Below are 20,553 nucleotides of genomic sequence, written 5' to 3' on the forward strand. Positions count from 1 at the left end.
TTGCAGTGATTGAACAGAAAGGTATACTATTTATACTTTCCGGCCCATCAGGTGTCGGAAAAGGAACTGTACGGAAGGCTCTGTTCGAGCAGTCGACAGACCTGCGATATTCCATTTCCATGACGACGCGTGCCCCGCGTGAAGGGGAAGTGGATGGTGTCGATTATTTCTTTAAAAGCAGAGATGAATTTGAAAAGCTGATCACAGAAGGACAGCTGATTGAACATGCCGAATATGTGGGCAACTATTACGGCACGCCGAGACATTATGTGGAAGAGACGTTGAACCAGGGGAAGGATGTATTCCTTGAAATTGAGGTTCAGGGCGCATTGAAAGTCCGCGAAAACTTCCCGGAAGGTGTGTTCGTATTTTTAATTCCTCCTTCTCTTGAAGAATTAAAAGACCGAATCGTAAGCCGGGGTACCGAAACAGAGGAAAAGGTGAAAAACCGTCTGCTGGCGGCTAAAGAAGAAATTGATATGATGGATGCCTACGATTATGTCGTTGTCAACGATCAGATTAATCACGCCGTTCAGAAGGTCCAGTCCATCGTAGCCAGTGAACACTGCAAACGTGAGCGCGTGGCCCATCAATACAAAAAAGCATTGGAGGAAAATTAATTATGATGTTAGAACCATCCATTGATTCCCTGCAGAAGCAGATCAAATCAAAATATACACTTGTCACACTATCAGCACGAAGAGCCCGCGAACTGAAGCAGGGAAGTGCTCCTATGGTCGAAAACCCAACCTCTCATCAGCAGGTTGGTGTAGCTCTGGAGGAAATCCGCGACGGGAAATTGAACTATATTGAAGCGGAAGAGATCCAGGAAAGAACGGAAACCACATAATAGCATTGTTCCCGGAACAACGTAGGAAAAGCCGCGCATCTGTCTGACGATCAGCGCGGCTTTTCCTACGTATTTTATCGTAAGATTTTCACAGGCAGGGAGGTCCATCACATGTTAAAAGATAAAAAGATTGTCCTGGGCGTATCAGGAGGAATAGCTGCATACAAAGCGGCGGCCCTGACAAGTAAGCTTGTCCAGGCAGGAGCCTTCGTCAAAGTCATTATGACAGAGAGCGCAAGAAATTTCGTCGCTCCGACGACCTTTCAGGCACTGTCCAGACAGCCGGTCTATACCGATACGTTTGATGAACAGGACGCCACACAGATCCAGCACATCGATGTTGCCGACTGGGCCGATTTATTCCTGATTGCGCCCGCTACAGCCAATACGATTGGCAAGCTTGCCGGCGGGCTGGCGGATGATATGCTGTCAACGACACTGCTTGCGACCGAGGCTCCCGTGTACATTGCACCGGCGATGAATGTGCACATGTACAGCCACCCGGCCGTCATAAACAACATGAAACAGCTGGATGAATGGGGCTTTCGTTTTATTGAGCCTGGTGAAGGGTATCTGGCCTGCGGATATGTCGGGAAAGGAAGGCTGGAAGAACCGGAGAGCATCGTTAAAGTACTGGAAGATGAGTATCGGAAAACCGAGTGGTTGAAAGGCAGAAGGGTCCTGATTACAGCAGGACCAACGCAGGAGAAAATTGATCCGGTCCGGTATTTCACGAATCCTTCGACCGGAAAAATGGGGTTTGCTCTTGCGCGGCAGGCGGCTCGAAGCGGTGCTGATGTCACCCTGATCACCGGACCTGTCTCCCTTCATACGCCAAAAGGGGTGGAGCGCATTGATGTAGTCTCTGCTCAGGAGATGTATGAAGAAGTGCTGAAGCATTATCCAGCGGCCGATCTTGTGATCAAATCCGCCGCTGTCGCCGATTACAGGCCAAAGGAAACCTTTGAACACAAAATGAAAAAATCCCCGGGAGGATATGCGGTTCAAATGGAGCGCACACACGACATCCTGCAGGAGCTCGGTACACGGAAGGAACATCAGTATCTGATCGGCTTTGCCGCCGAGACGAATGATCCTGAGCGTTACGGAAGAGAGAAGCTGGAGAAAAAGAACCTGGATGCCATAGTGATCAACAATGTGGCCGAGGAAGGGTCCGGCTTTGGTACGGATACGAATGCCTCCCTTTTCATTCAGAAAAGTGGTCGTGAAAAAATCTATCCCATGATGACGAAGGATCAACTGGCAGAAGAAATCCTAAAGGAAGCCTCTCAGGAGATGACGGGGCGTGACCGCACGTGATTGCCAATGTCATTGTGGACGTAGCCTCACAGAATACCAACAGACCCTTTGATTATGAAATCCCTGAAAAATTTGAAGGAATTGTACAGCCCGGGGTCAGAGTCATCGTCCCCTTCGGACCGAGGAAAATTCTCGGCTATGTGATCGCCTTGTCAGAAACGTCCAGCTTCCCCTCCGTGAAAAAAATCACTGATGTACTGGATGTCATTCCGACGTTGACGGAAGAACTGCTTCACCTTGGGAAATGGCTGTCCAATTATACGTTGAGTTATTATATATCCTGTCTACAGGTCATGCTGCCGCAGGTTATGAAAGCCAAATATAGAAAAGAGCTGTGGAAACTCTCGGATGAACCGCTGGATTCAGCCCTGGATGCTGTGTTTGATGGGAGGGGCGTCATGGATTTTGAAGAGTTCGAACAGTCCGGTGTCAGTTACCATATCCTTAGAAAACATATGAACGAAGACGAAGTGGATGTTCACTATGAAGTAAAGAGCAGGGAAACGAAAAAGCTGAAGGCTGTGGTTGCGCCGGCTGTTTCTCCTATCGATATGGAAGAAAAGCTGGAAGACCTCCCGCCACAGGCAAAAAAACAGCGGGCCATCGTTGAATATTTCCTTCAGCATCCAGAGCCACTGGACAAAAAGCGTTTGCTGGGTAACCTTCAAACTACTCCTGCTGCGTTGAAGCCTCTTGTGGAGCAGAACGTGCTCAAAGAGTACAAACAGGAAGTCTTCCGCGATCCGTACGGAGGACGGGAATTTAAACGAACGACGCCTTTTGAACTAACCGAAGAGCAGGAAACCGCCATCCGGCCGATTCTTTCAACCATCGAAAAACAGGAGCACGACGTGTTTCTCCTTCACGGTGTAACGGGAAGCGGGAAGACGGAAGTATATATGCAGTCGATTCAGCAGGTGCTGGATAAAGGGGAGGAAGCCATTATGCTCGTTCCCGAAATTGCTTTAACCCCTCAGATGGTGGAGCGGTTTAAAGGACGTTTCGGCTCCAAGGTAGCCGTCCTTCACAGTGCTCTGTCAGCTGGAGAGAAATACGACGAATGGCGTAAGATTCAGCGTCAGGAAGTACAGGTCGTTGTAGGAGCCCGGTCTGCCATATTCGCCCCGTTTACGAATCTTGGGCTGATCATTATTGATGAAGAGCATGAGACGAGCTATAAGCAGGAAGACAGGACGAGGTATCATGCCCGCGATGTCGCTGTCCAGCGCGCGAAAACACACAACTGTCCAGTCGTTCTGGGAAGTGCGACCCCGTCACTGGAAACGTATGCGCGGGCTGCGAAAGGCAACTATCAGCTGCTGACACTAAGCAAACGGATGAATGAGGCTGTGATGCCTGAGGTGGAGCTTGTGGATATGAGAGAAGAGCTTCACAGCGGGAACCGATCCATGTTCTCGATTCCATTAAAGGAAAAAATCGAAGAGCGGCTGGCCAGGAAGGAACAAGTCGTGCTGTTTCTTAACCGACGGGGATATTCCACGTTTGTCATGTGCAGGGACTGCGGCCATGTAAGCGAATGCCCGCACTGTGATATTGCATTGACTTATCACAAGCGGCAGAACCGCTTGAAATGCCACTACTGTTCTCATGAAGAGCCCATGCCGGAGAAGTGCCCGGAATGTGAAAGCAAAACGATCCGATACTTTGGTACAGGAACTCAAAAAGTCGAGGAAGCCCTGCAGGAACTGATTCCTGAGGCGCGGATCATCCGGATGGATGTTGATACAACGAGGAAGAAAGGCGCTCACGAAAGACTGCTTACACAGTTTGGCGAGGGAAAAGCGGATATCCTGCTTGGAACACAGATGATCGCCAAAGGACTCGATTTCGGGAATGTCACACTTGTCGGTGTGCTGGCTGCGGATGCGATGCTGAACCTGCCGGATTTCCGTGCCTCCGAAAAGACCTTTCAGCTGCTGACCCAGGTGAGCGGACGGGCCGGACGCCATGAGAAAAGCGGGGAAGTGGTTGTCCAGACGTATACACCGGAACATTACAGTATAGAGCTTGCGAGTACGTACGACTATGAACAGTTTTTCCAGGAGGAAATGAAGCTTAGAAAAGCATTCCGGTATCCGCCTTACTATTATTTGACGTTGTTTACAATTTCGCATCCCAACCAGTTGAAAGCGGAGGAAGCCACCCGTAAGATTACGATGTTTATGCAGCAGAAGCTGTCCGAGCAGGCGCACGTACTGGGTCCAACCCCTTCTGCGCTGGCCAGGATCAATAATAGATATCGCTATCAATGCATGGTAAAATACAAGAAGGAACCCGAGCAGCGGAAGTTTGTCGAACGAATACTGCACTATTATGAAGATGAATTGAAACAGGAAGATGGTTTACAGATTACGGTTGATTTTCAGCCGTATCAGTTGATGTAGGAAGGAGCCGTCAGTTATGACACGAATTGCGTTTATGGGAACACCGGACTTTGCGGTCCCTGTTCTTGACCGGATTATGAAAGAGGGATATGAAGTGGTGGTGGCTGTGACCCAGCCGGACCGTCCAAAGGGGAGGAAGAGGGTTCTTACACCGCCGCCGGTGAAAACAGCAGCCTTGAACCATGGTATTCCGGTGCTGCAGCCCGAAAAAATCAAGCATGAATATGAGGATGTCCTCGCCTTTGAGCCGGACTTGATCGTCACAGCGGCTTTCGGACAGATCCTCCCGGAAGCGCTGCTGAACGTTCCGGAATACGGATGCATCAATGTCCATGCCTCGCTGCTGCCCGAATTCCGGGGAGGAGCTCCTATCCACTATAGTATTCTGGAAGGAAAAAAAGAAACCGGCGTCACTATTATGTATATGGTGAAAAAACTGGATGCCGGCGATATGCTTTCCAAAGTGGTCGTTCCGATTGAAGATACCGATCATGTCGGCACACTGCACGATAAATTATCAGCAGCGGGAGCCGATCTTCTGGCTGACACCCTGCCTGAATTGCTGGCTGGGAACATCACTCCTGAAGTTCAGGATGAATCCAAAGTCACATTTGCCGGCAACATTAAACGTGAACAGGAGCTGATTGACTGGAGCAGAGATCAGCAGGACGTCTACAACCACGTCCGGGGTCTTCATCCCTGGCCGGTGGCGTTCACGTACTGGAATGGTAAACCGATGAAAATCTGGTGGGCCGAAAAAGTTTCCGGACACTTTTCCAAAGCCCCGGGAACAGTGGTCAAAATCGAGGAGGACGGTTTCCTCGTTCAGACAGGAGACGGAAAAGCGTTGAAAATTGTATCCCTTCAGCCTTCAGGAAAGAAAAAAATGGACGGGCAGTCGTTCGTTAATGGCGCCGGCCAATCTTTAAACGAGGGCGACGTATTGGGGGAGCAGCATGGCTAAGTATGTATTAAGAGAAACCGCGCTCCATCTATTAACAAGAATCGGTGAGCAGGGAGGCTTCAGTCACGTCCTGCTCGACAGAGAAATGTCCAAACAGGAGCTCTCCCGTCAGGACGGGGCACTATTGACTGAAATTGTTTACGGAACTCTGCAGCGCAGAGACTTGATCGACTATTATATTCAGCCTTATACAGCCGGTCAGAAGAAAATTAAACCGTGGGTACGCTGGCTGCTTTACATGTCAGTCTATCAAATGATCTTCCTTGAACGGGTACCGGACCATGCGGTCATCCACGAGGCGGTGGAAATTTCGAAAAAACGCGGACATAAAGGAATCTCCTCCTTTATGAACGGCGTTCTGCGCAATGTACAGCGAAAAGGTGTTCAAAGCCTTGATCACATTGAAAATGATGGTACACGTCTGGCGGTTGAAACCAGTCATCCTGAATGGCTTGTGCGGAGGTGGGTGGATCAGTACGGCATGGAAACGACGAGATTGATGTGTGAAGCGAACAACCACCACCTTCCTATGTCCATCCGCGTGCAGCCACTCAGAATCAGCCGCGGCGAGGCAGCCGGCCAGCTGCGACAGGAAGGGTTTTCGGTAGAAGAGAGTCCATTTTCCACACAAGGCCTGGTTGTAAAAGATGGGAACATTATAAACCACAGGCTCTTTAAAGAAGGCTTGGTAAGCATTCAGGACCAGAGTTCCATGCTGGTTGCGGAAATGATGGACCTGGATGAAGGGATGGCTGTCCTTGATGCGTGCAGCGCACCAGGAGGCAAAACCACGCACATAGCAGAAAAGATGAAGGATAAAGGAAGCGTGACAGCTTATGACCTTCATGAAAAGAAGGCAAAGCTCGTCAGTAAAAAAGCTGAACAGCTCCAGCTTACTTCCATCAAGGCCGGCCAGGCGGATTCCCGGACGCTCACATCGCTGCATGCGTCTGAGAGCTTTGATCGGATCCTGCTTGATGCCCCATGTTCAGGTCTTGGTGTACTGAGAGGCAAACCGGATATTAAGTACCATAAGAGTGAGGAAGATATCTATAAGCTCAGGAGTATCCAGGACGACTTGTTCCACGAGGTGGCACCGCTCCTGAAATCCGGTGGAAAACTGGTCTACAGCACATGTACAGTGGATCGGCATGAAAACGAAGAAGCGGTCCGTCATTTTCTGGATCAACATCCGGAATATGAACTGGATCCATCCTTTGTCAACGATCTTCCCAATGCTCTTCGTCAAGGGGAAGGCCTGACCGGAACCGGTCTCCAGCTGTTTCCCCATGAGTGGGATACGGACGGCTTTTTCCTGACGCGATTGGTGAAAAAATAAAGGCACCTGCTTCCTGTTGATGGAAGCAGCCGGCCTTCTATGGATGACAGTAACTGAAAAAGGCAGGTGAACGTCCATGATAGAGTACTACCTCACAGATCAAGGCAGAGTAAGGGCTCATAATGAGGATGCAGGCGGCGTGTTCAGAAATCATTCCGGTCAGGTGCTTGCTGTCGCAGCCGACGGCATGGGAGGGCATCAGGCAGGTGATGTCGCCAGCCGGATGGCTGTTGATGTTTTACATAAGGAATGGGAGCATACGGGTTCGTTTCAAACTCCGAATGGTGCTGAAGAGTGGATAAAAGAAACCATCCGTTCCGCCAATAATGAAATCAAAACCTATGCTTCTGAACATGAAGAATGTGCCGGCATGGGGACGACAATAGTGGCAGCTATCTGCACGGACCAGTTTGTCTCCATTGCCCACGTCGGAGACAGCCGTTGTTATTTAGCGAATGCTTACGGATTCAAAGCCGTTACGGAAGACCATTCACTCGTCAATGAACTTGTCAGGTCCGGACAGATTACAGAAGAACAGGCCGAGCATCATCCTCGCAAAAATGTTCTGCTGAAGGCGCTCGGCACAGAATATGATCTTTTCCCGGATATCCAGAGTATGGAGTGGGATCCGGATAACCGGGTTCTTCTTTGTACAGACGGTCTGACCAATAAAGTGAGTCATGAAGAATTGAGTGGTTTAAGTGACCACAAAGGAGACTGGTCCGATTTCGCCCACTCTCTTGTTGAGCGGGCCAATGAGCGGGGCGGAGAAGACAATATCACTCTTGCCATTGTCCATCATCTCCCACCCCAAGGTGAGAAGGAAGGTGTGGATTGATGCTCAATGACCGTCTTCTTAATGACCGTTACCGTGTCGATAGAATGATTGGCGGCGGAGGGATGGCGAACGTTTATTTAGCTCATGATACCATCCTGGACAGAAGCGTAGCCATCAAGGTACTAAGGCTGGAACACGGAAATGACGAAGAGTTTATTGCGCGTTTCCACCGGGAAGCCCAGTCCGCCACCAGCCTTTCTCATCCGAACATCGTCAATATATATGATGTCGGGGAAGAGGACGATTTATATTATATGGTCATGGAATATGTTGACGGCATGACACTGAAGCAGTATATCCAACAGAACAGCCCCGTTGATGTTTCGGAAGCGGTGGACATTATGCGCCAGGTAACTTCTGCCATCACCCATGCCCATGACAACGGCATTGTACACAGAGATATCAAGCCGCAGAATATTTTGATTGATCATTACGGCCATGTGAAAGTGACAGATTTCGGAATCGCAATGGCTTTGAGTGCGACCGCTCTGACTCAGACAAATTCAGTTCTTGGTTCTGTTCATTATTTGTCTCCTGAGCAGGCGCGTGGGGGAATGGCGACGAAGAAATCCGATGTTTATTCGATGGGCATTGTTTTCTTCGAACTGCTGACTGGACGTCTTCCTTTTTCAGGCGAGTCTCCTGTATCCATAGCCCTTAAGCACCTGCAGCATGATACACCTTCGTTGAAACGATGGCATCCTGATCTGCCGCAGAGTGTGGAAAATGTCGTATTGAAAGCAACGGCGAAAGATCCGTTTCACCGTTATCCCACCGTGGTGGAAATGGAACAGGATATAGAGACCTCACTTGAACCTTACCGACTGGGTGAAAAACCCTTTGAACTGCCGGAGGAAGATGAAGAGGAAAAAACGAAAGCCATCCCCGTCATTACGAACGACGCCTACGGGGATCACACAGAAGATCATACAATCATCCATACCGGCGAGTATCAGCCGGTCAAGGATACAAAAGTGCATCATCAGCAGCCGGCAGAGGAAAAGCAGCCGGTCGATAAAGAAAAGAAAAAGAAGAAAAGAAAAATCTGGCCATGGATCCTGACATTCCTGCTTCTGATCATACTAGGGGGCGGAGCTGCCCTGTATTTTACACCAGGCATCATTCAGCCTGCCGATGTGACCATTCCTGAAGACCTTGACGGAAGGGAATATGAAGAGGTCTACAGTGAACTGAGTGATTTGAACTTGATGGTCAGCCGTGAATCTCAGTTTTCAGATGAAGTGGAAGAGGGTCTTGTTATTACGACCGATCCTGAACCCGGCAGGACAGTGAAGGAAGAAACAGAAGTCACGATCTATACGAGTAAAGGAAAAGAACGGGAAGAATTCCCGGATTATGTGGGTGAAGAATATGACCAGGTCGATAAGGAACTCCAGGATAAGGGGTACGCAGGGATTGAACGTATTCCTGTTTCCAGCGATGAACCGGCTGGTCAAATTGTCGCCCAGCTCTCTCCGAACCCGGGAGCAAGCGTAATTCCGGAAGAAGAGGAAGTCATTTTCCGCGTCAGTACCGGACCCCCGACCATTAATCTGGGCCGGCTGGACAGGATGACCCAGGAACAGGCGGAGAAATATTTAAAGGATCGCAGCCTGGAGGTTGAAGTTGCTGAGAGCTACTCAGAGACTGTACCTGCCGGAGAGGTGATTACACAGGATCCGGAGGCGTACACCGATGTGAAAGAAGGGTCAACGGTAACTATCACCATATCCAAGGGGCCGGAGGAAAAACCTCCAAGAGAAGAAAACGTAACGCTGGAAGTTCCGTTTAATGAGGAATCGGAAGAAACAGAACAGCAGGTGTTGATTTATGTCGATGATTATGAAAACGATATGGAGACACCAGTCGTGGAAGAAACCATCACAGAAACCACCTCTTTTGATGTAACACTGATTATAGAAGAAGGCGGGGAAGCGTCTTACCGTGTGCAGCGAGGTGATGAAGTGATCGATGAAGGAAATGTTCCTTATTAAGAAGGTGATCAAGTGGCAACCGGAAAAATTATAAAGTCCCTCAGCGGTTTTTATTACGTGCTTCATGACGGAGAGGTTTATCAATGCCGTGGGCGCGGAAACTTCCGTAAGAAAAAAGTGTCCCCTCTCGTCGGGGATATGGTGGATTTTAAGGCGGACAACTATGAAGAGGGCTACATCTTATCCATTCATGACCGGAAAAATGAATTTGTAAGACCGCCGATAGCCAACGTCGACCAAGCGTTGATTGTTACATCAGCCATCCATCCTGATTTTAATTCGCTTCTTCTGGACAGATTTCTCGTTCTCGTTGAGGCTAAACGGATCGAGCCGTTTATCGTGATTTCCAAGATGGATCAGCTGGACAGCGCTATGGTGGAAGCAATGGAGGAGTATAAGGCACAGTATGAGAAGGTTGGATACCCGGTCATTTTGTCGGCTGTGAACGATTCCGCTTCCATGGATGAGATACAAGCGCACCTGGCTGGACGGACAACGGTGATTGCCGGGCAGTCCGGAGTCGGTAAGTCGTCGCTGCTGAATTCCATCGACCCCCGTCTTTCCATCGACACGGATGAAATCTCTGAAAGTCTTGGAAGAGGAAAGCATACGACACGCCACGTGGAGCTGTATGACATTTCCGGTGGGTTAGTAGCCGATACGCCAGGGTTCAGCTCCCTTGAGTTCGGGGATTTACAGCTTGAACAGCTGCCGGAGTGCTTCCCGGAATTCGTAGAAGTACAAAATGATTGTAAGTTCAGAGGCTGTCTGCATCATAAAGAGCCTAAATGTGCGGTGAAAGCCGGTGTGGAAAACGGCGTTATATCAGAGCACCGCTATGACCACTACCTGCAGTTCATGCAGGAAATCCAGAATAGAAAGCCGAGGTATTAAGGCATGACAAAAATTGCACCTTCCATCTTATCTTCTGATTTTGCAAGACTGGCTGAAGAGATCCGGGATGTGGATCAAGGCGGAGCGGATTACATTCATGTGGATGTTATGGACGGCCATTTTGTCCCTAATATAACCATAGGCCCCTTGATTGTTGATGCGGTAAGGCCGGTCACCAATCTTCCGCTTGATGTCCATTTAATGATTGAGAACCCGGACGCCTATATAGAGGCCTTTGCGAAAGCGGGAGCGGATATCATCACCGTCCATCAGGAAGCTTCTCCTCACCTCCACCGCACCCTCCAGCTGATCAAAAGCTTCGGAGTGAAAGCGGGCGTGGTCATCAATCCGGGGACACCGGTCGAAATGATCCGTCCGGTTCTTAAGGATGTGGATCTTGTTCTATTGATGACTGTGAATCCAGGATTTGGCGGTCAGGCATTTATTCCTGATGTGCTTGATAAAATCAGTCAGGTGGCTCAATTAAGAAGCGATGCCGGACTTTCCTATGAAATTGAAGTGGACGGCGGTGTCAACGAGAAGACCGCCCGTCTCTGCACAGAAGCGGGTGCTGATGTTCTTGTGGCAGGCAGTGCGGTCTTTAATCAATCGGACAGAAAACAAGCCATTGAAAGGATCCGCGCCTCGTTGTAAATCACAGCGGGAACCAAGTGACTCTGCATGTAGAGTCTTAGTCGAAAGAGCTCAGAGGATTGGTCAGAATCCTTTGGGCTTTTTCTATAGAAAGGGTGAGCATACGTGAAAAAAGTTATCGTAGTCGGCGGAGGGCCGAAAGCCTATATTCCCAGCTTCCAAAGATGGGCAGAGGAAGATGTAGAATGGATCGGAGCAGATCAGGGAGCAGAAGTGCTTGTAGAAGCCGGAATAACCCCTGATGTGGCCATCGGCGATTTCGACTCCGTCAGCGCTGCTTCCTATCAGAAGATTAAAGATGAGGCCCGGAAGATACATACCTATCCGGACGAAAAGGATGAGACAGATTTGGAGCTTGCGATCAATGAGGCACTGAACCGGAAAGCCGAGCATATCGTATTACTCGGAGTAACAGGGGGAAGGATGGATCATTCCCAGGCGAACATTCAGCTGTTGTATCCGTTAATGAAAAAAGGGGTGAAGGCGGTTATTGTGGATCATCAGAACCAGGTGGAAATAGCAGGGTCCGGTTCGCATAAAATCAAAGAGGACCCACAGTATCCCTATCTATCTTTTCTTCCTGTGACCCTGGAGGTGAAGGAGCTTACGCTCAACGGCTTTTATTATCCACTTTCCCGGGCGTATCTGCCCTTCGGGTCCACCTTATGCATCTCCAACAGGCTCGTTGAAGATACAGGTACTTTTTCATTTGAGTCAGGCATACTCTTAGTAATAAGAAGTACAGACTCAATGGATCACGGAAAAGGGCGTTCGCATTAGTTCACTTAGGAGGAGGGGGCTCTTTTGAAATTTTACACCATTAAACTCCCGCGTTTTGTCGGGGGGATAGTGCGCGCAGTCATAAGTACTTTTAAAAAGGATTAGCTCCGGGTCATACGTGCCTGAAGGGAGAGAATAAGTGTCTCCCGGAAGGCCCTGATGCGATTCGGTGGTCTTTGGGAATGGAGGAGATGGTCCCGGGGACTGCCATAATCATATAAAGGCAAGAAAAAAAGCACCCGCAGAACGGGTGCTTTTTTCAACTTGTCATTATACGCGCTGGACTTTACCAGATTTAAGTTCACGCGCTGTTACGTAAACTTTCTGAGGCTTGCCATCCACAAGGATACGTACTTTTTGAACATTTGCTTTGAATTTACGTTTATTAGCGTTCATCGCGTGTGAACGGTGGTTACCTGCGCGTGTACCTTTACCAGATAGAACACTTCTTCGTGCCATGAAAATCCCTCCTGTTACATACAAAAATCATCAGATACTTAGTAACTTTATCATATGTATGTAGGCTTTGCAATAATCTCCGGACAATTATATCAAGAATTTTTTCTTGACAGACAGATTGAATTGTTTCAAAGTATATTAGGGGATAACCGGCTTATTTTCAACAGTCAACACAAATTCAACACCCTTCACTTGTGTTATAATTAGGAGAGAAATTGAGGAATCTAAAGGAGGATCTATATGTCTGTGGATTTGAACAACCAATACGGCCATATAACGATTAGCAATGAAGTTATTTCAACGATTGCTGGAGGAGCAGCTGTAGAGTGCTACGGAATCGTCGGCATGGCTTCTAAAAACCAGCTGCGGGACGGGCTGGCTGAAATGCTCCGTAAAGAGAACTTTTCCCGGGGTGTCGTTGTCAGACAGGAAGAAGATCGCCTCCACATTGATATGTATATTATTGTGAGCTACGGTACAAAGATATCGGAAGTCGCTCATAACGTCCAATCCCAAGTAAAATACACATTAAACAAAACAGTCGGATTGTCCGTTGACTCTGTCAATATTTTCATCCAGGGAGTCCGCGTGACAAGCGAATAGGTTGCAGTTGCAGTCAAAGGAGGAAGTAAGTGTGACGTTACAAAAGCTTGACGGCAGAACATTAGCCGAGATGATTTTACAAGGAGCGCATTATTTAAAGCAGAATTCGCAGATGATCGATGCGCTGAATGTATTTCCTGTACCTGACGGGGATACAGGAACAAATATGAATCTTTCCATGACCTCCGGAGCGGACGAGGTGAGAAACGTTTCCCAGGACCATGCAGGAGCAGTTTCCACTTCCCTGTCCAAAGGTCTTCTTATGGGTGCGCGTGGAAATTCAGGAGTAATTCTTTCCCAGGTCTTCCGCGGCTTTGCAAAAGCCATTGAGAATAAAGAAGTGTTAACGACCCGGGATTTCTCTGAGGCCCTGCAGGGTGGTGTGAAAACAGCTTATAAAGCTGTGATGAAACCTGTGGAAGGAACGATCTTAACTGTTGCCCGTGAAGCAGCGGAAGCATCTGTGGAAATCGCTGAAAAAGAAGAGGACTTCATTCCATTCATGGAAGGTGTCGTAAAAGCAGCCAAAGCTTCCTTGAAGCGGACACCAGAACTTCTTCCGGTTCTAAAGGAAGTCGGTGTGGTCGACAGCGGGGGCCAGGGACTTGTTACCATTTATGAAGGATTTCTGGCCAACTTGAAAGGCGAGGAAATGCCGGATGTTGAAGAATTGGTTTCCATGAATGAAATGGTAAACGCCGAACACCATAAACTTGCCCAGGACTTCATGAATACCGAAGATATCCATTACGGCTATTGTACGGAGTTCATGGTGAAATTCGAAGAGGATAAGCTTGCTGAGAATCCTTATGATGAAGAAGCTTTCCGTAATCAGCTGAGTGAATTCGGTGATTCCCTGCTCGTCGTGTCTGACGAAGAACTGGTCAAAGTTCACGTCCATGTCGAGTACCCGGGTGAAGCTATGACGCTTGGACAGAAGTATGGAAGCCTGATCAATATGAAGATTGAAAACATGAGGGAGCAGCATACGTCCCTCGTAGGTAATAAGAAAGAAAAAGCCGTGCCTGAGAAAAAAGTGCCATATGGTATTGTCACCGTCAGTATGGGCGAGGGGATGAAGAAACTTTTCGAAAGCCTCGGAGCCACAGTAATCATCCAGGGTGGTCAAACGATGAATCCTAGTACCCAGGACTTATCGGAGGCTATTAAAGAAGCGCATGCAGAACGCGTGTTCATTCTTCCGAATAACAAAAACATCGTGATGGCAGCAGAACAGGCTGCAGAGATGGCGGAAGCGGAAGTGGCTGTCATCCCGACGAAGACCATTCCTCAAGGGATGAGTGCTATGCTTGGTTTCAATCCTGAAGCAGATCTCGATACGAACAAAGAAGAAATGACCAGTTTGATGTCAGAAGTGAAGACGGGGCAGATTACCTATGCCGTCCGGGACACCCAGATTGACGGACTTGATATTGAAAAGGGTCATTTTATGGGGATTTCCGACGGGAAGATATCAGCTACCGATAAAGACGCCCTCACAACAGCGAAAACACTGCTGAACCAGATGATTGATGAGGATGAAGATGAAATCCTTACTATTCTTACAGGGGAAGATGTGGACGATAAGGATGTGGCTGAACTGGAAGCTTATGTGGAAGAAACCTTTGAAGATTTAGAGGTGGAAATCCACCATGGTGGCCAGCCGATTTACAGCTATATCTTCTCTATCGAATAAAATGCAGCGCTTCTGGATTTAGAACAGCGTTCGCAGGCTGTCGGGATTTTTCCCGGCAGCCTTTTGTAATGGTCTATGGTCTGAATGCAGGAGCGGAGATGAAAGAAATGGTTTCACAGAGGATATTGATCGACCATTAGACAAACGCCTTGGCGGTTTGTTTTCTAAGCTTGTCATTCTATAAGCTGAAAGCGCAGTTCTCCATTAGAACTGCGCTTTTTTTAACCGTGTTTCCGTCTGCGGGTGCCGGTGCCGTTGAATATATTTTCGAACTGAGAAGATAACGGCAGCAGCATATCCGGCAAGAAGCAGGCTGTAGATGATAACTAAGGTCTGTTCACTCCATGTGGCATAGGTGAGCAGGGTCCGGCTGTTCGTCAAAATGATAAATCCACCCGCCGCTACCCCAAGCACGAGAGGGGGGAGTTTTTTCACAAGCCAGGCAGCGAGGGGGGCTGCAATAACGCCACCGATCACAAAGGCGAGCACAAGCATCCAGCTCAGCTCTTCCCACCCAAGGAAGATCAGGAAGCCGGCCGTAGCAGATAAAGTAACGATGAATTCACTTGTATCTACGGTGCCGATGACTTTTCTGGGAAGGATTCCTTTGCTGGATAAGAGAACAGGTGTATTTACCGGCCCCCAACCCCCGCCGCCCACGGCATCAAGAAAACCGCCCAGAAAACCTAAGGGAAACAAGAAGCGCCGTCGAAATGGTCTTTTTTCTGTATGCAAGGGCTTCACTCGATTCATCAGTAAAAAGCGGATGACCACATAAACGCCAAGCCCTAGTAAAAAAACGGAAATGTACGGACGGATCAGCTCACCTGGAATCCAGCTGAGCAGAGCAGCCCCGGCAAAGGCACTGATCCCTCCGGGGAGAGCAAGAGTCAAAACGAGACGCTTATCCACGTTGCCGAATTTATAATGGGAAAACCCGGAAGCTGCCGTTGTAGCAATCTGGGACAAATGAATAGAGGCGGAGGCCACCGCCGGAGCCATTCCATAGGCGAGGAGGATGGTGGAGGAGCTTAAACCAAATCCCATTCCGAGGGCTCCATCCATCAATTGAGCAAAGAATCCAACCAGTGAAAATATAAGTAATTTCTTCATCGTACCTCTCCTTTTGATTAAACACATAAGATTACTTGGTTTTAACCATGAAGAGGCACAAAAAAACCTCTTCATCCAGAAGAGGTCAAGCTTCCTCTCCTTATCTTTCAGACCACCGTCTGCTGGAATGAGCACCTTTTCCAATGTGAGGTTGCTGCGGGATCATCAGACCAGTTTCCTCCCCCGGCTCTTTATAAGGATTTATGTAGCCCGCGCTGAAAGCGGAATTCCTAAGTACATGAATAATATATTCAAAGCTAAAACATGGATGACGATTTGTCAATGGTTTACAATAAAATAAACAGAAAACTAGTAATATTTAAAATGCATGTTGACATATCTTTAAATCGGGTCTAATATTTGAATCAAATCTTTTGAACAAAATCTGGAAACATTTTTCTTATCGAGAGAGGTGGAGGGACTGGCCCTTGGAAGCCTCGGCAACGGATCTGTCGTCATGAACAGAAGCTGTGCCAATTCCAGCAGGTGATCAACACTTGGAAGGATAAGAAGAACGGTTGAATCATGTATAATGACTCTCCTTTCTTCTTACCATCAGAAGAAAGGTTTTTTTGTTGAAGATAAGAAAGGAGGAGCTTATGAATACGAGTGCACCGACATATGGAACATTCACCGGGGATCCTTTACTTCATATGGATATTGATGATGGACACAAAGGGGCAGAGAGTGTGATTCAATGGGCTTACGGGCATTATGGAAAACAGCTCGTTTATGCGTGCAGCTTCGGTGCTGAAGCGATCGTACTGCTTGACTTCATTGCAAAGGCACAGCCGGATGCCGACGTCGTTTTTCTGGACACTGGACTTCATTTCCAGGAAACCTATGATTTGATAGACAAAGTGAAAAAGAGGTATCCGGATTTGAACATCCATATGAAAAAGCCGGAATTGACAGTGGAAGAACAGGCAGAGGAATATGGTCCGGCCCTTTGGAAAAGGAATCCCGACCAATGCTGTGCCATCAGAAAAATCAAACCGCTGGAAGAAGCCCTGACAGGAGCGGCGGCCTGGATGTCGGGATTAAGAAGAGAACAATCTGCAAGCCGGAGTCATACGAACTTCGTCAACAAGGACGAACGCTTCCAGTCCATCAAGGTATGCCCCTTAATTCACTGGACATGGGAAGACGTATGGACTTATATCCGACTAAATAGCTTGGATTACAATGAATTACATGACCAAAGCTATCCAAGTGTCGGCTGCATCCCCTGCACAGCGAAAGCGCTGGATGACGGCCGTTCAGGAAGATGGCAGGGATTTGATAAAACCGAGTGTGGACTCCACACAGCGGGAGATACGAAACAATAAAGGAGAGATGAATGATGTCCATTATTCAACCGCATGGCGGGCAGTTAATCAATCGTTTTACAGCACAGCCGGATACGCTTCCGGAACAAAGGATCGAGCTTGATGCGATGGCGTTGAGTGATATCGATTTAATCGCTAATGGGGCATACAGTCCGCTTCAAGGATTTTTAACAAGGGAAGATTATGATCACGTCGTTGAAAATCTTCGTTTGAAAGACGGCACTCCCTGGAGTCTCCCGATCACACTGCCTGTTTCTGAAGAGCAGGCCCGTTCGTTACATGGTCAAGCGGCTCTTGTGAAAGATGGGGCAATCTACGGTGTGATCGAAATCGAAGACATTTACAAGCCGGATAAACAGAAAGAAGCTGCAAATGTTTACTTAACGACAGAAGACGCTCACCCGGGGGTCAGTAAACTTTACAAGCGCCCGGATTATTATGTCGGTGGCAGAATTGACGTATTCCATCGTCCGGAGCGGGAGCATTCAGACCATTACTACCTTGATCCCGAAGAGACAAGAGAACGATTCCAACAGGCCGGATGGGAAAAGGTTGTCGGTTTCCAAACGCGTAATCCTGTTCACCGTGCTCATGAATATATCCAAAAAGCGGCCCTGGAAAGCGTAGATGGACTATTTCTGAATCCGCTCGTAGGAGAAACGAAAAGCGACGATATCCCGAGTGATGTGCGCATGAGAAGTTATGAGGTACTCTTGGATGAATATTATCCGGAAAACCGGGTGACGCTGGCTGTTTTTAATGCGGCCATGCGCTATGCAGGCCCGCGGGAAGCCATCTTCCATGCGATTGTCCGGAAGAATTTCGGCTGCTCCCATTTCATAGTCGGGAGGGATCATGCAGGTGTCGGCGATTACTATGGTACATATGACGCTCAAAAAATCTTCAGCCACTTTGAAGAAGGAGAGCTGGAAATAACCCCGGTCTTTTTTGAGCACAGCTTCTACTGCAAAGCCTGTGAAGCAATGGCTTCTCATAAAACCTGCCCCCACAGCAAGGAGCATCACGTAATTTTATCAGGAACAAAAGTGCGCGAGCTGCTTCGGAGCGGCCAGAAACCACCGAAAACGTTCAGCCGTCCGGAGGTCGTGGAAGTGCTGATTGAAGGGCTTAAACAACAGACAGCGGATGTAAAGGGGTGAATGGAATGGCAACGAATTTAACATGGCATGAAGCTGCCGTCCAAAAAAAGGATTACCGGAGTAAAAATGGTCATTTCAGTGGTGTGCTCTGGTTCACCGGTCTCTCAGGGGCTGGTAAATCCAGCATTGCCAACCATTTGAACCGCCTTCTTTTTGAGCACGGCATCCAAACCTACCTGCTTGACGGGGATAACGTTCGTCATGGATTAAATCGGGATCTTGGTTTTTCTGAAGCCGACCGGACAGAGAACATCCGTCGGATCGGTGAAGTATCCAAATTGTTCACAGACAATGGTTCCATCGTTTTGACGGCTTTTATTTCTCCATACAGGGAGGACCGTGACCGGGTCCGATCCCTTTTGGAAGAGGAAGAATTCATGGAAGTCTTTGTCGACTGTCCTGTGGAGGAATGTGAAAGCCGGGATCCTAAAGGACTGTATAAAAAAGCAAGGGCTGGGGAAATCTCCGGTTTTACCGGGGTGGATGCTCCTTACGAGGCACCGGTGAATCCGGAATGTGTCGTTCGGTCTGACCAGCATTCCATCCAAACCTGTGCGGAACAGATTTTTCAACTTCTTATTGATAAAAAGTGGCTGAACGACAAGGAGGGATAACGTGACCAAAGTATATATCGTAGGTGCAGGTCCTGGAGACATTGATTTGATTACCGTGAAAGGTCTTAAAGCTGTCCAGAAGGCTGATGTTGTTCTGTATGACAGGCTCATCAATCAGGATCTTCTTGAGGAAACGAAAGCAGGGGCAGAGCTCGTCTTCTGTGGGAAAAGGCCCGATCATCACGCACTGTCCCAGTCAACCATCAATCATCTTCTTGTCAAATACGCCCTTCAAGGGAAAGTGGTCACACGCCTTAAAGGAGGAGATCCATTTGTGTTCGGCCGCGGAGGGGAAGAAGCAGAAGCTCTTGCAAAAAGGTCCATTCCTTTTGAGATCGTTCCAGGAATTACATCCGGGACGGCTGCCCCTGCCTACGCCGGCATTCCGGTCACCCACAGGGATTACAGCTCGTCGGTCGCTTTCATATCCGGGGTCAGTAAGAAAGGAACAGATGAAGAAGCGTACTGGGAGCGGGTCGTCAAGAGCATGGATACGCTGTGCATCTACATGGGTGTCAAAAGACTTCCGGAGATTTGTGATCGGCTGAAAAAATATGGGCGGTCTCCAGATACGCCGATGGCCCTTATCCAGAATGGAACGACGAACAGCCAGAAAATGGTGAAGGGAACAATCGATACGATTGTAGAAAAGAGCCGTTTTATCGAAAACCCTGCCATGATCGTTGTGGGGGAAGTGGTGGAGCTGAGCAGCCACCTCCAATGGTTCGACCCGGCCGGTGAGGACGCCCGCGTATCTGCGGAAACGATTGTAGGCTAGGAAAAGGAGGATGAGGATGGAAGCTGTCCTGTATGTAAGTCACGGAAGCAGAAAAAAAGCAGCCACCACTCAGGCAGAGGACTTTTTACACCGTGCAGCGGAAGCGCATGATCTGCCTTATGAGATTTGTTATCTGGAACTCGCTGAACCTGATATATCAGAAGGGGTGCGGCGCCTTGTGGAAAGGGGAGCTTCCAGCATCGTTGTACAGCCGGTCCTGCTTTTGAGTGCTGGTCACTATTATAAAGATATCCCTGAAGAGATTGATCAAATCTCCCGCCTTTACTCCGGCCTGACGTTTTCCTATGGAGAACCTCTGGGAGTGCAGCCATCGATTATAAAAGCGCTCGCTGAACGTGTGCAGGGAACGGATGTACCGGTTCAAAAAGGAACGAATATCCTCTTGGTGGGAAGAGGAAGCCGTCACCCGGATACACCTCAAGCCGTCAAAAAAATTGCGCAGCTTCTGAAGGATGAAATCAATCATTCCCACGTGGAGGTCTGTTACCTCGCGGCTCTTTCTCCGCGTTTTCCAGAGGCTTTCCACCGGTCCATCGAGGATTACGAACATACAATCGTTGTGCCATACCTTTGGTTTACCGGTGTATTGATGGAAGAAATTCAAGAGGAAGTCTATCAGGCTGTCCAACAAGGATATTCAGCTGCTGCCGCCCATCATCTGCAGGATCACGCGGCGATGGAACACTCACTTCAATTCAGGGTGAAGGAAGCGCTGAACCGAATGTCCAGAGCGGAGTGAACGG

At 48.5% G+C, this 20,553-nt stretch carries 21 protein-coding genes and 2 riboswitches; of the genes, 19 read left to right on the forward strand and 2 right to left on the reverse strand.

The features are described from left to right. The first annotated feature begins 5 nt into the window (after window positions 1-5). The 12 genes from gmk (at window position 6) to spoVM (ending at window position 12,143) form a co-directional block, all read left to right on the forward strand. Window positions 6-620, forward strand: coding sequence for a guanylate kinase (gene gmk, locus ACXAD6_RS08125; RefSeq protein WP_474968447.1), 615 nt, complete (start codon window positions 6-8; stop codon window positions 618-620). Between the two features lie 2 nt (window positions 621-622). Then, complete coding sequence (rpoZ, locus tag ACXAD6_RS08130) at window positions 623-850, forward strand: DNA-directed RNA polymerase subunit omega (protein ID WP_474968448.1); 228 nt, start codon at window positions 623-625, stop codon at window positions 848-850. A gap of 111 nt (window positions 851-961) precedes the next feature. Then, window positions 962-2,170, forward strand: a complete 1,209-nt coding sequence (coaBC, locus tag ACXAD6_RS08135; protein WP_474968449.1) for a bifunctional phosphopantothenoylcysteine decarboxylase/phosphopantothenate--cysteine ligase CoaBC — start codon at window positions 962-964, stop codon at window positions 2,168-2,170. After that, window positions 2,167-4,575 carry a primosomal protein N' gene (gene priA / locus ACXAD6_RS08140; RefSeq protein WP_474968450.1) on the forward strand — a complete coding sequence of 803 codons (2,409 nt, stop codon included), beginning with the start codon at window positions 2,167-2,169 and terminating at the stop codon, window positions 4,573-4,575. Before coaBC ends, priA begins: the two co-directional genes overlap by 4 nt. Window positions 4,576-4,591: 16 nt before the next feature. Further along, window positions 4,592-5,539: a methionyl-tRNA formyltransferase gene (gene fmt, locus ACXAD6_RS08145; protein ID WP_474968451.1), complete on the forward strand. Its 948-nt coding sequence runs from the start codon at window positions 4,592-4,594 to the stop codon at window positions 5,537-5,539. Then, window positions 5,532-6,878 carry a 16S rRNA (cytosine(967)-C(5))-methyltransferase RsmB gene (gene rsmB / locus ACXAD6_RS08150; protein WP_474968452.1) on the forward strand — a complete coding sequence of 449 codons (1,347 nt, stop codon included), beginning with the start codon at window positions 5,532-5,534 and terminating at the stop codon, window positions 6,876-6,878. The genes fmt and rsmB overlap by 8 nt, the downstream gene beginning before the upstream one ends. Before the next feature lie 76 nt (window positions 6,879-6,954). Continuing rightward, the gene (locus tag ACXAD6_RS08155) at window positions 6,955-7,716 is read left to right on the forward strand and encodes a Stp1/IreP family PP2C-type Ser/Thr phosphatase (protein ID WP_474968453.1); all 762 of its coding nucleotides are present in this window, start codon (window positions 6,955-6,957) and stop codon (window positions 7,714-7,716) included. Further along, window positions 7,716-9,710 (forward strand): Stk1 family PASTA domain-containing Ser/Thr kinase, encoded by a 1,995-nt coding sequence (gene pknB / locus ACXAD6_RS08160; protein WP_474970386.1) that lies wholly within the window; start codon window positions 7,716-7,718, stop codon window positions 9,708-9,710. The genes ACXAD6_RS08155 and pknB overlap by 1 nt, the downstream gene beginning before the upstream one ends. A gap of 12 nt (window positions 9,711-9,722) precedes the next feature. Next, entirely contained in the window at window positions 9,723-10,604 is an 882-nt protein-coding gene (gene rsgA / locus ACXAD6_RS08165; protein ID WP_474968454.1) for a ribosome small subunit-dependent GTPase A, read from the forward strand. 3 nt (window positions 10,605-10,607) lie between these two features. Beyond that, complete coding sequence (gene rpe, locus ACXAD6_RS08170) at window positions 10,608-11,258, forward strand: ribulose-phosphate 3-epimerase (protein WP_474968455.1); 651 nt, start codon at window positions 10,608-10,610, stop codon at window positions 11,256-11,258. Between the two features lie 105 nt (window positions 11,259-11,363). Then, complete coding sequence (locus ACXAD6_RS08175) at window positions 11,364-12,038, forward strand: thiamine diphosphokinase (RefSeq protein WP_474968456.1); 675 nt, start codon at window positions 11,364-11,366, stop codon at window positions 12,036-12,038. Window positions 12,039-12,062: 24 nt separating this feature from the next. Further along, entirely contained in the window at window positions 12,063-12,143 is an 81-nt protein-coding gene (spoVM, locus tag ACXAD6_RS08180) for a stage V sporulation protein SpoVM (protein WP_035531293.1), read from the forward strand. A 165-nt stretch (window positions 12,144-12,308) separates the two neighbouring features. Here spoVM and rpmB read toward each other — a convergent pair whose 3' ends face one another. After that, window positions 12,309-12,497, reverse strand: coding sequence for a 50S ribosomal protein L28 (rpmB, locus tag ACXAD6_RS08185; RefSeq protein WP_027954154.1), 189 nt, complete (start codon window positions 12,495-12,497; stop codon window positions 12,309-12,311). A gap of 240 nt (window positions 12,498-12,737) precedes the next feature. On the opposite strand from rpmB, the gene ACXAD6_RS08190 reads away from it, so the two are divergent. Further along, window positions 12,738-13,100, forward strand: a complete 363-nt coding sequence (locus ACXAD6_RS08190; RefSeq protein ID WP_160835556.1) for an Asp23/Gls24 family envelope stress response protein — start codon at window positions 12,738-12,740, stop codon at window positions 13,098-13,100. Window positions 13,101-13,131: 31 nt separating this feature from the next. Then, entirely contained in the window at window positions 13,132-14,796 is a 1,665-nt protein-coding gene (locus tag ACXAD6_RS08195; RefSeq protein ID WP_474968457.1) for a DAK2 domain-containing protein, read from the forward strand. 204 nt (window positions 14,797-15,000) lie between these two features. On the opposite strand, the gene ACXAD6_RS08200 is transcribed toward ACXAD6_RS08195, so the two are convergent. Then, window positions 15,001-15,909, reverse strand: a complete 909-nt coding sequence (locus ACXAD6_RS08200; RefSeq protein WP_474968458.1) for a sulfite exporter TauE/SafE family protein — start codon at window positions 15,907-15,909, stop codon at window positions 15,001-15,003. Between the two features lie 97 nt (window positions 15,910-16,006). Continuing rightward, a riboswitch (SAM riboswitch) is annotated at window positions 16,007-16,109 on the reverse strand. Window positions 16,110-16,306: 197 nt separating this feature from the next. After that, window positions 16,307-16,421: riboswitch (SAM riboswitch) on the forward strand. A gap of 87 nt (window positions 16,422-16,508) precedes the next feature. Between ACXAD6_RS08200 and ACXAD6_RS08205 the strand changes: the two genes are divergently transcribed. Genes ACXAD6_RS08205 through ACXAD6_RS08225 form a run of 5 tightly spaced genes read left to right on the forward strand, consistent with a single transcriptional unit; the run spans window position 16,509 to window position 20,549 of the window. Then, window positions 16,509-17,237, forward strand: coding sequence for a phosphoadenylyl-sulfate reductase (locus ACXAD6_RS08205; RefSeq protein WP_474968459.1), 729 nt, complete (start codon window positions 16,509-16,511; stop codon window positions 17,235-17,237). A 14-nt stretch (window positions 17,238-17,251) separates the two neighbouring features. Then, window positions 17,252-18,397, forward strand: a complete 1,146-nt coding sequence (gene sat / locus ACXAD6_RS08210; RefSeq protein WP_474968460.1) for a sulfate adenylyltransferase — start codon at window positions 17,252-17,254, stop codon at window positions 18,395-18,397. Window positions 18,398-18,402: 5 nt separating this feature from the next. Then, entirely contained in the window at window positions 18,403-19,011 is a 609-nt protein-coding gene (gene cysC / locus ACXAD6_RS08215; protein WP_474968461.1) for an adenylyl-sulfate kinase, read from the forward strand. 1 nt (window position 19,012) lies between these two features. Next, the gene (gene cobA / locus ACXAD6_RS08220) at window positions 19,013-19,789 is read left to right on the forward strand and encodes a uroporphyrinogen-III C-methyltransferase (protein ID WP_474968462.1); all 777 of its coding nucleotides are present in this window, start codon (window positions 19,013-19,015) and stop codon (window positions 19,787-19,789) included. Window positions 19,790-19,805: 16 nt separating this feature from the next. After that, window positions 19,806-20,549, forward strand: a complete 744-nt coding sequence (locus ACXAD6_RS08225) for a sirohydrochlorin chelatase (RefSeq protein ID WP_474968463.1) — start codon at window positions 19,806-19,808, stop codon at window positions 20,547-20,549. Window positions 20,550-20,553: the final 4 nt, after the last annotated feature.

Source organism: Halobacillus sp. ABH2_015 (assembly GCF_056158945.1).

Coding starts and splice junctions, on each gene's coding strand:
- coaBC (WP_474968449.1), top strand. CDS start 962: ATGTTAAAAGATAAAAAGATTGTCCTGGGCGTATCAGGAGGAATAGCT.
- ACXAD6_RS08225 (WP_474968463.1), top strand. CDS start 19,806: ATGGAAGCTGTCCTGTATGTAAGTCACGGAAGCAGAAAAAAAGCAGCC.
- fmt (WP_474968451.1), top strand. CDS start 4,592: ATGACACGAATTGCGTTTATGGGAACACCGGACTTTGCGGTCCCTGTT.
- cysC (WP_474968461.1), top strand. CDS start 18,403: ATGGCAACGAATTTAACATGGCATGAAGCTGCCGTCCAAAAAAAGGAT.
- pknB (WP_474970386.1), top strand. CDS start 7,716: ATGCTCAATGACCGTCTTCTTAATGACCGTTACCGTGTCGATAGAATG.
- ACXAD6_RS08205 (WP_474968459.1), top strand. CDS start 16,509: ATGAATACGAGTGCACCGACATATGGAACATTCACCGGGGATCCTTTA.
- ACXAD6_RS08155 (WP_474968453.1), top strand. CDS start 6,955: ATGATAGAGTACTACCTCACAGATCAAGGCAGAGTAAGGGCTCATAAT.
- rpe (WP_474968455.1), top strand. CDS start 10,608: ATGACAAAAATTGCACCTTCCATCTTATCTTCTGATTTTGCAAGACTG.
- ACXAD6_RS08200 (WP_474968458.1), bottom strand. CDS start 15,909: ATGAAGAAATTACTTATATTTTCACTGGTTGGATTCTTTGCTCAATTG.
- rpoZ (WP_474968448.1), top strand. CDS start 623: ATGATGTTAGAACCATCCATTGATTCCCTGCAGAAGCAGATCAAATCA.
- rpmB (WP_027954154.1), bottom strand. CDS start 12,497: ATGGCACGAAGAAGTGTTCTATCTGGTAAAGGTACACGCGCAGGTAAC.
- sat (WP_474968460.1), top strand. CDS start 17,252: ATGTCCATTATTCAACCGCATGGCGGGCAGTTAATCAATCGTTTTACA.
- ACXAD6_RS08190 (WP_160835556.1), top strand. CDS start 12,738: ATGTCTGTGGATTTGAACAACCAATACGGCCATATAACGATTAGCAAT.
- rsmB (WP_474968452.1), top strand. CDS start 5,532: ATGGCTAAGTATGTATTAAGAGAAACCGCGCTCCATCTATTAACAAGA.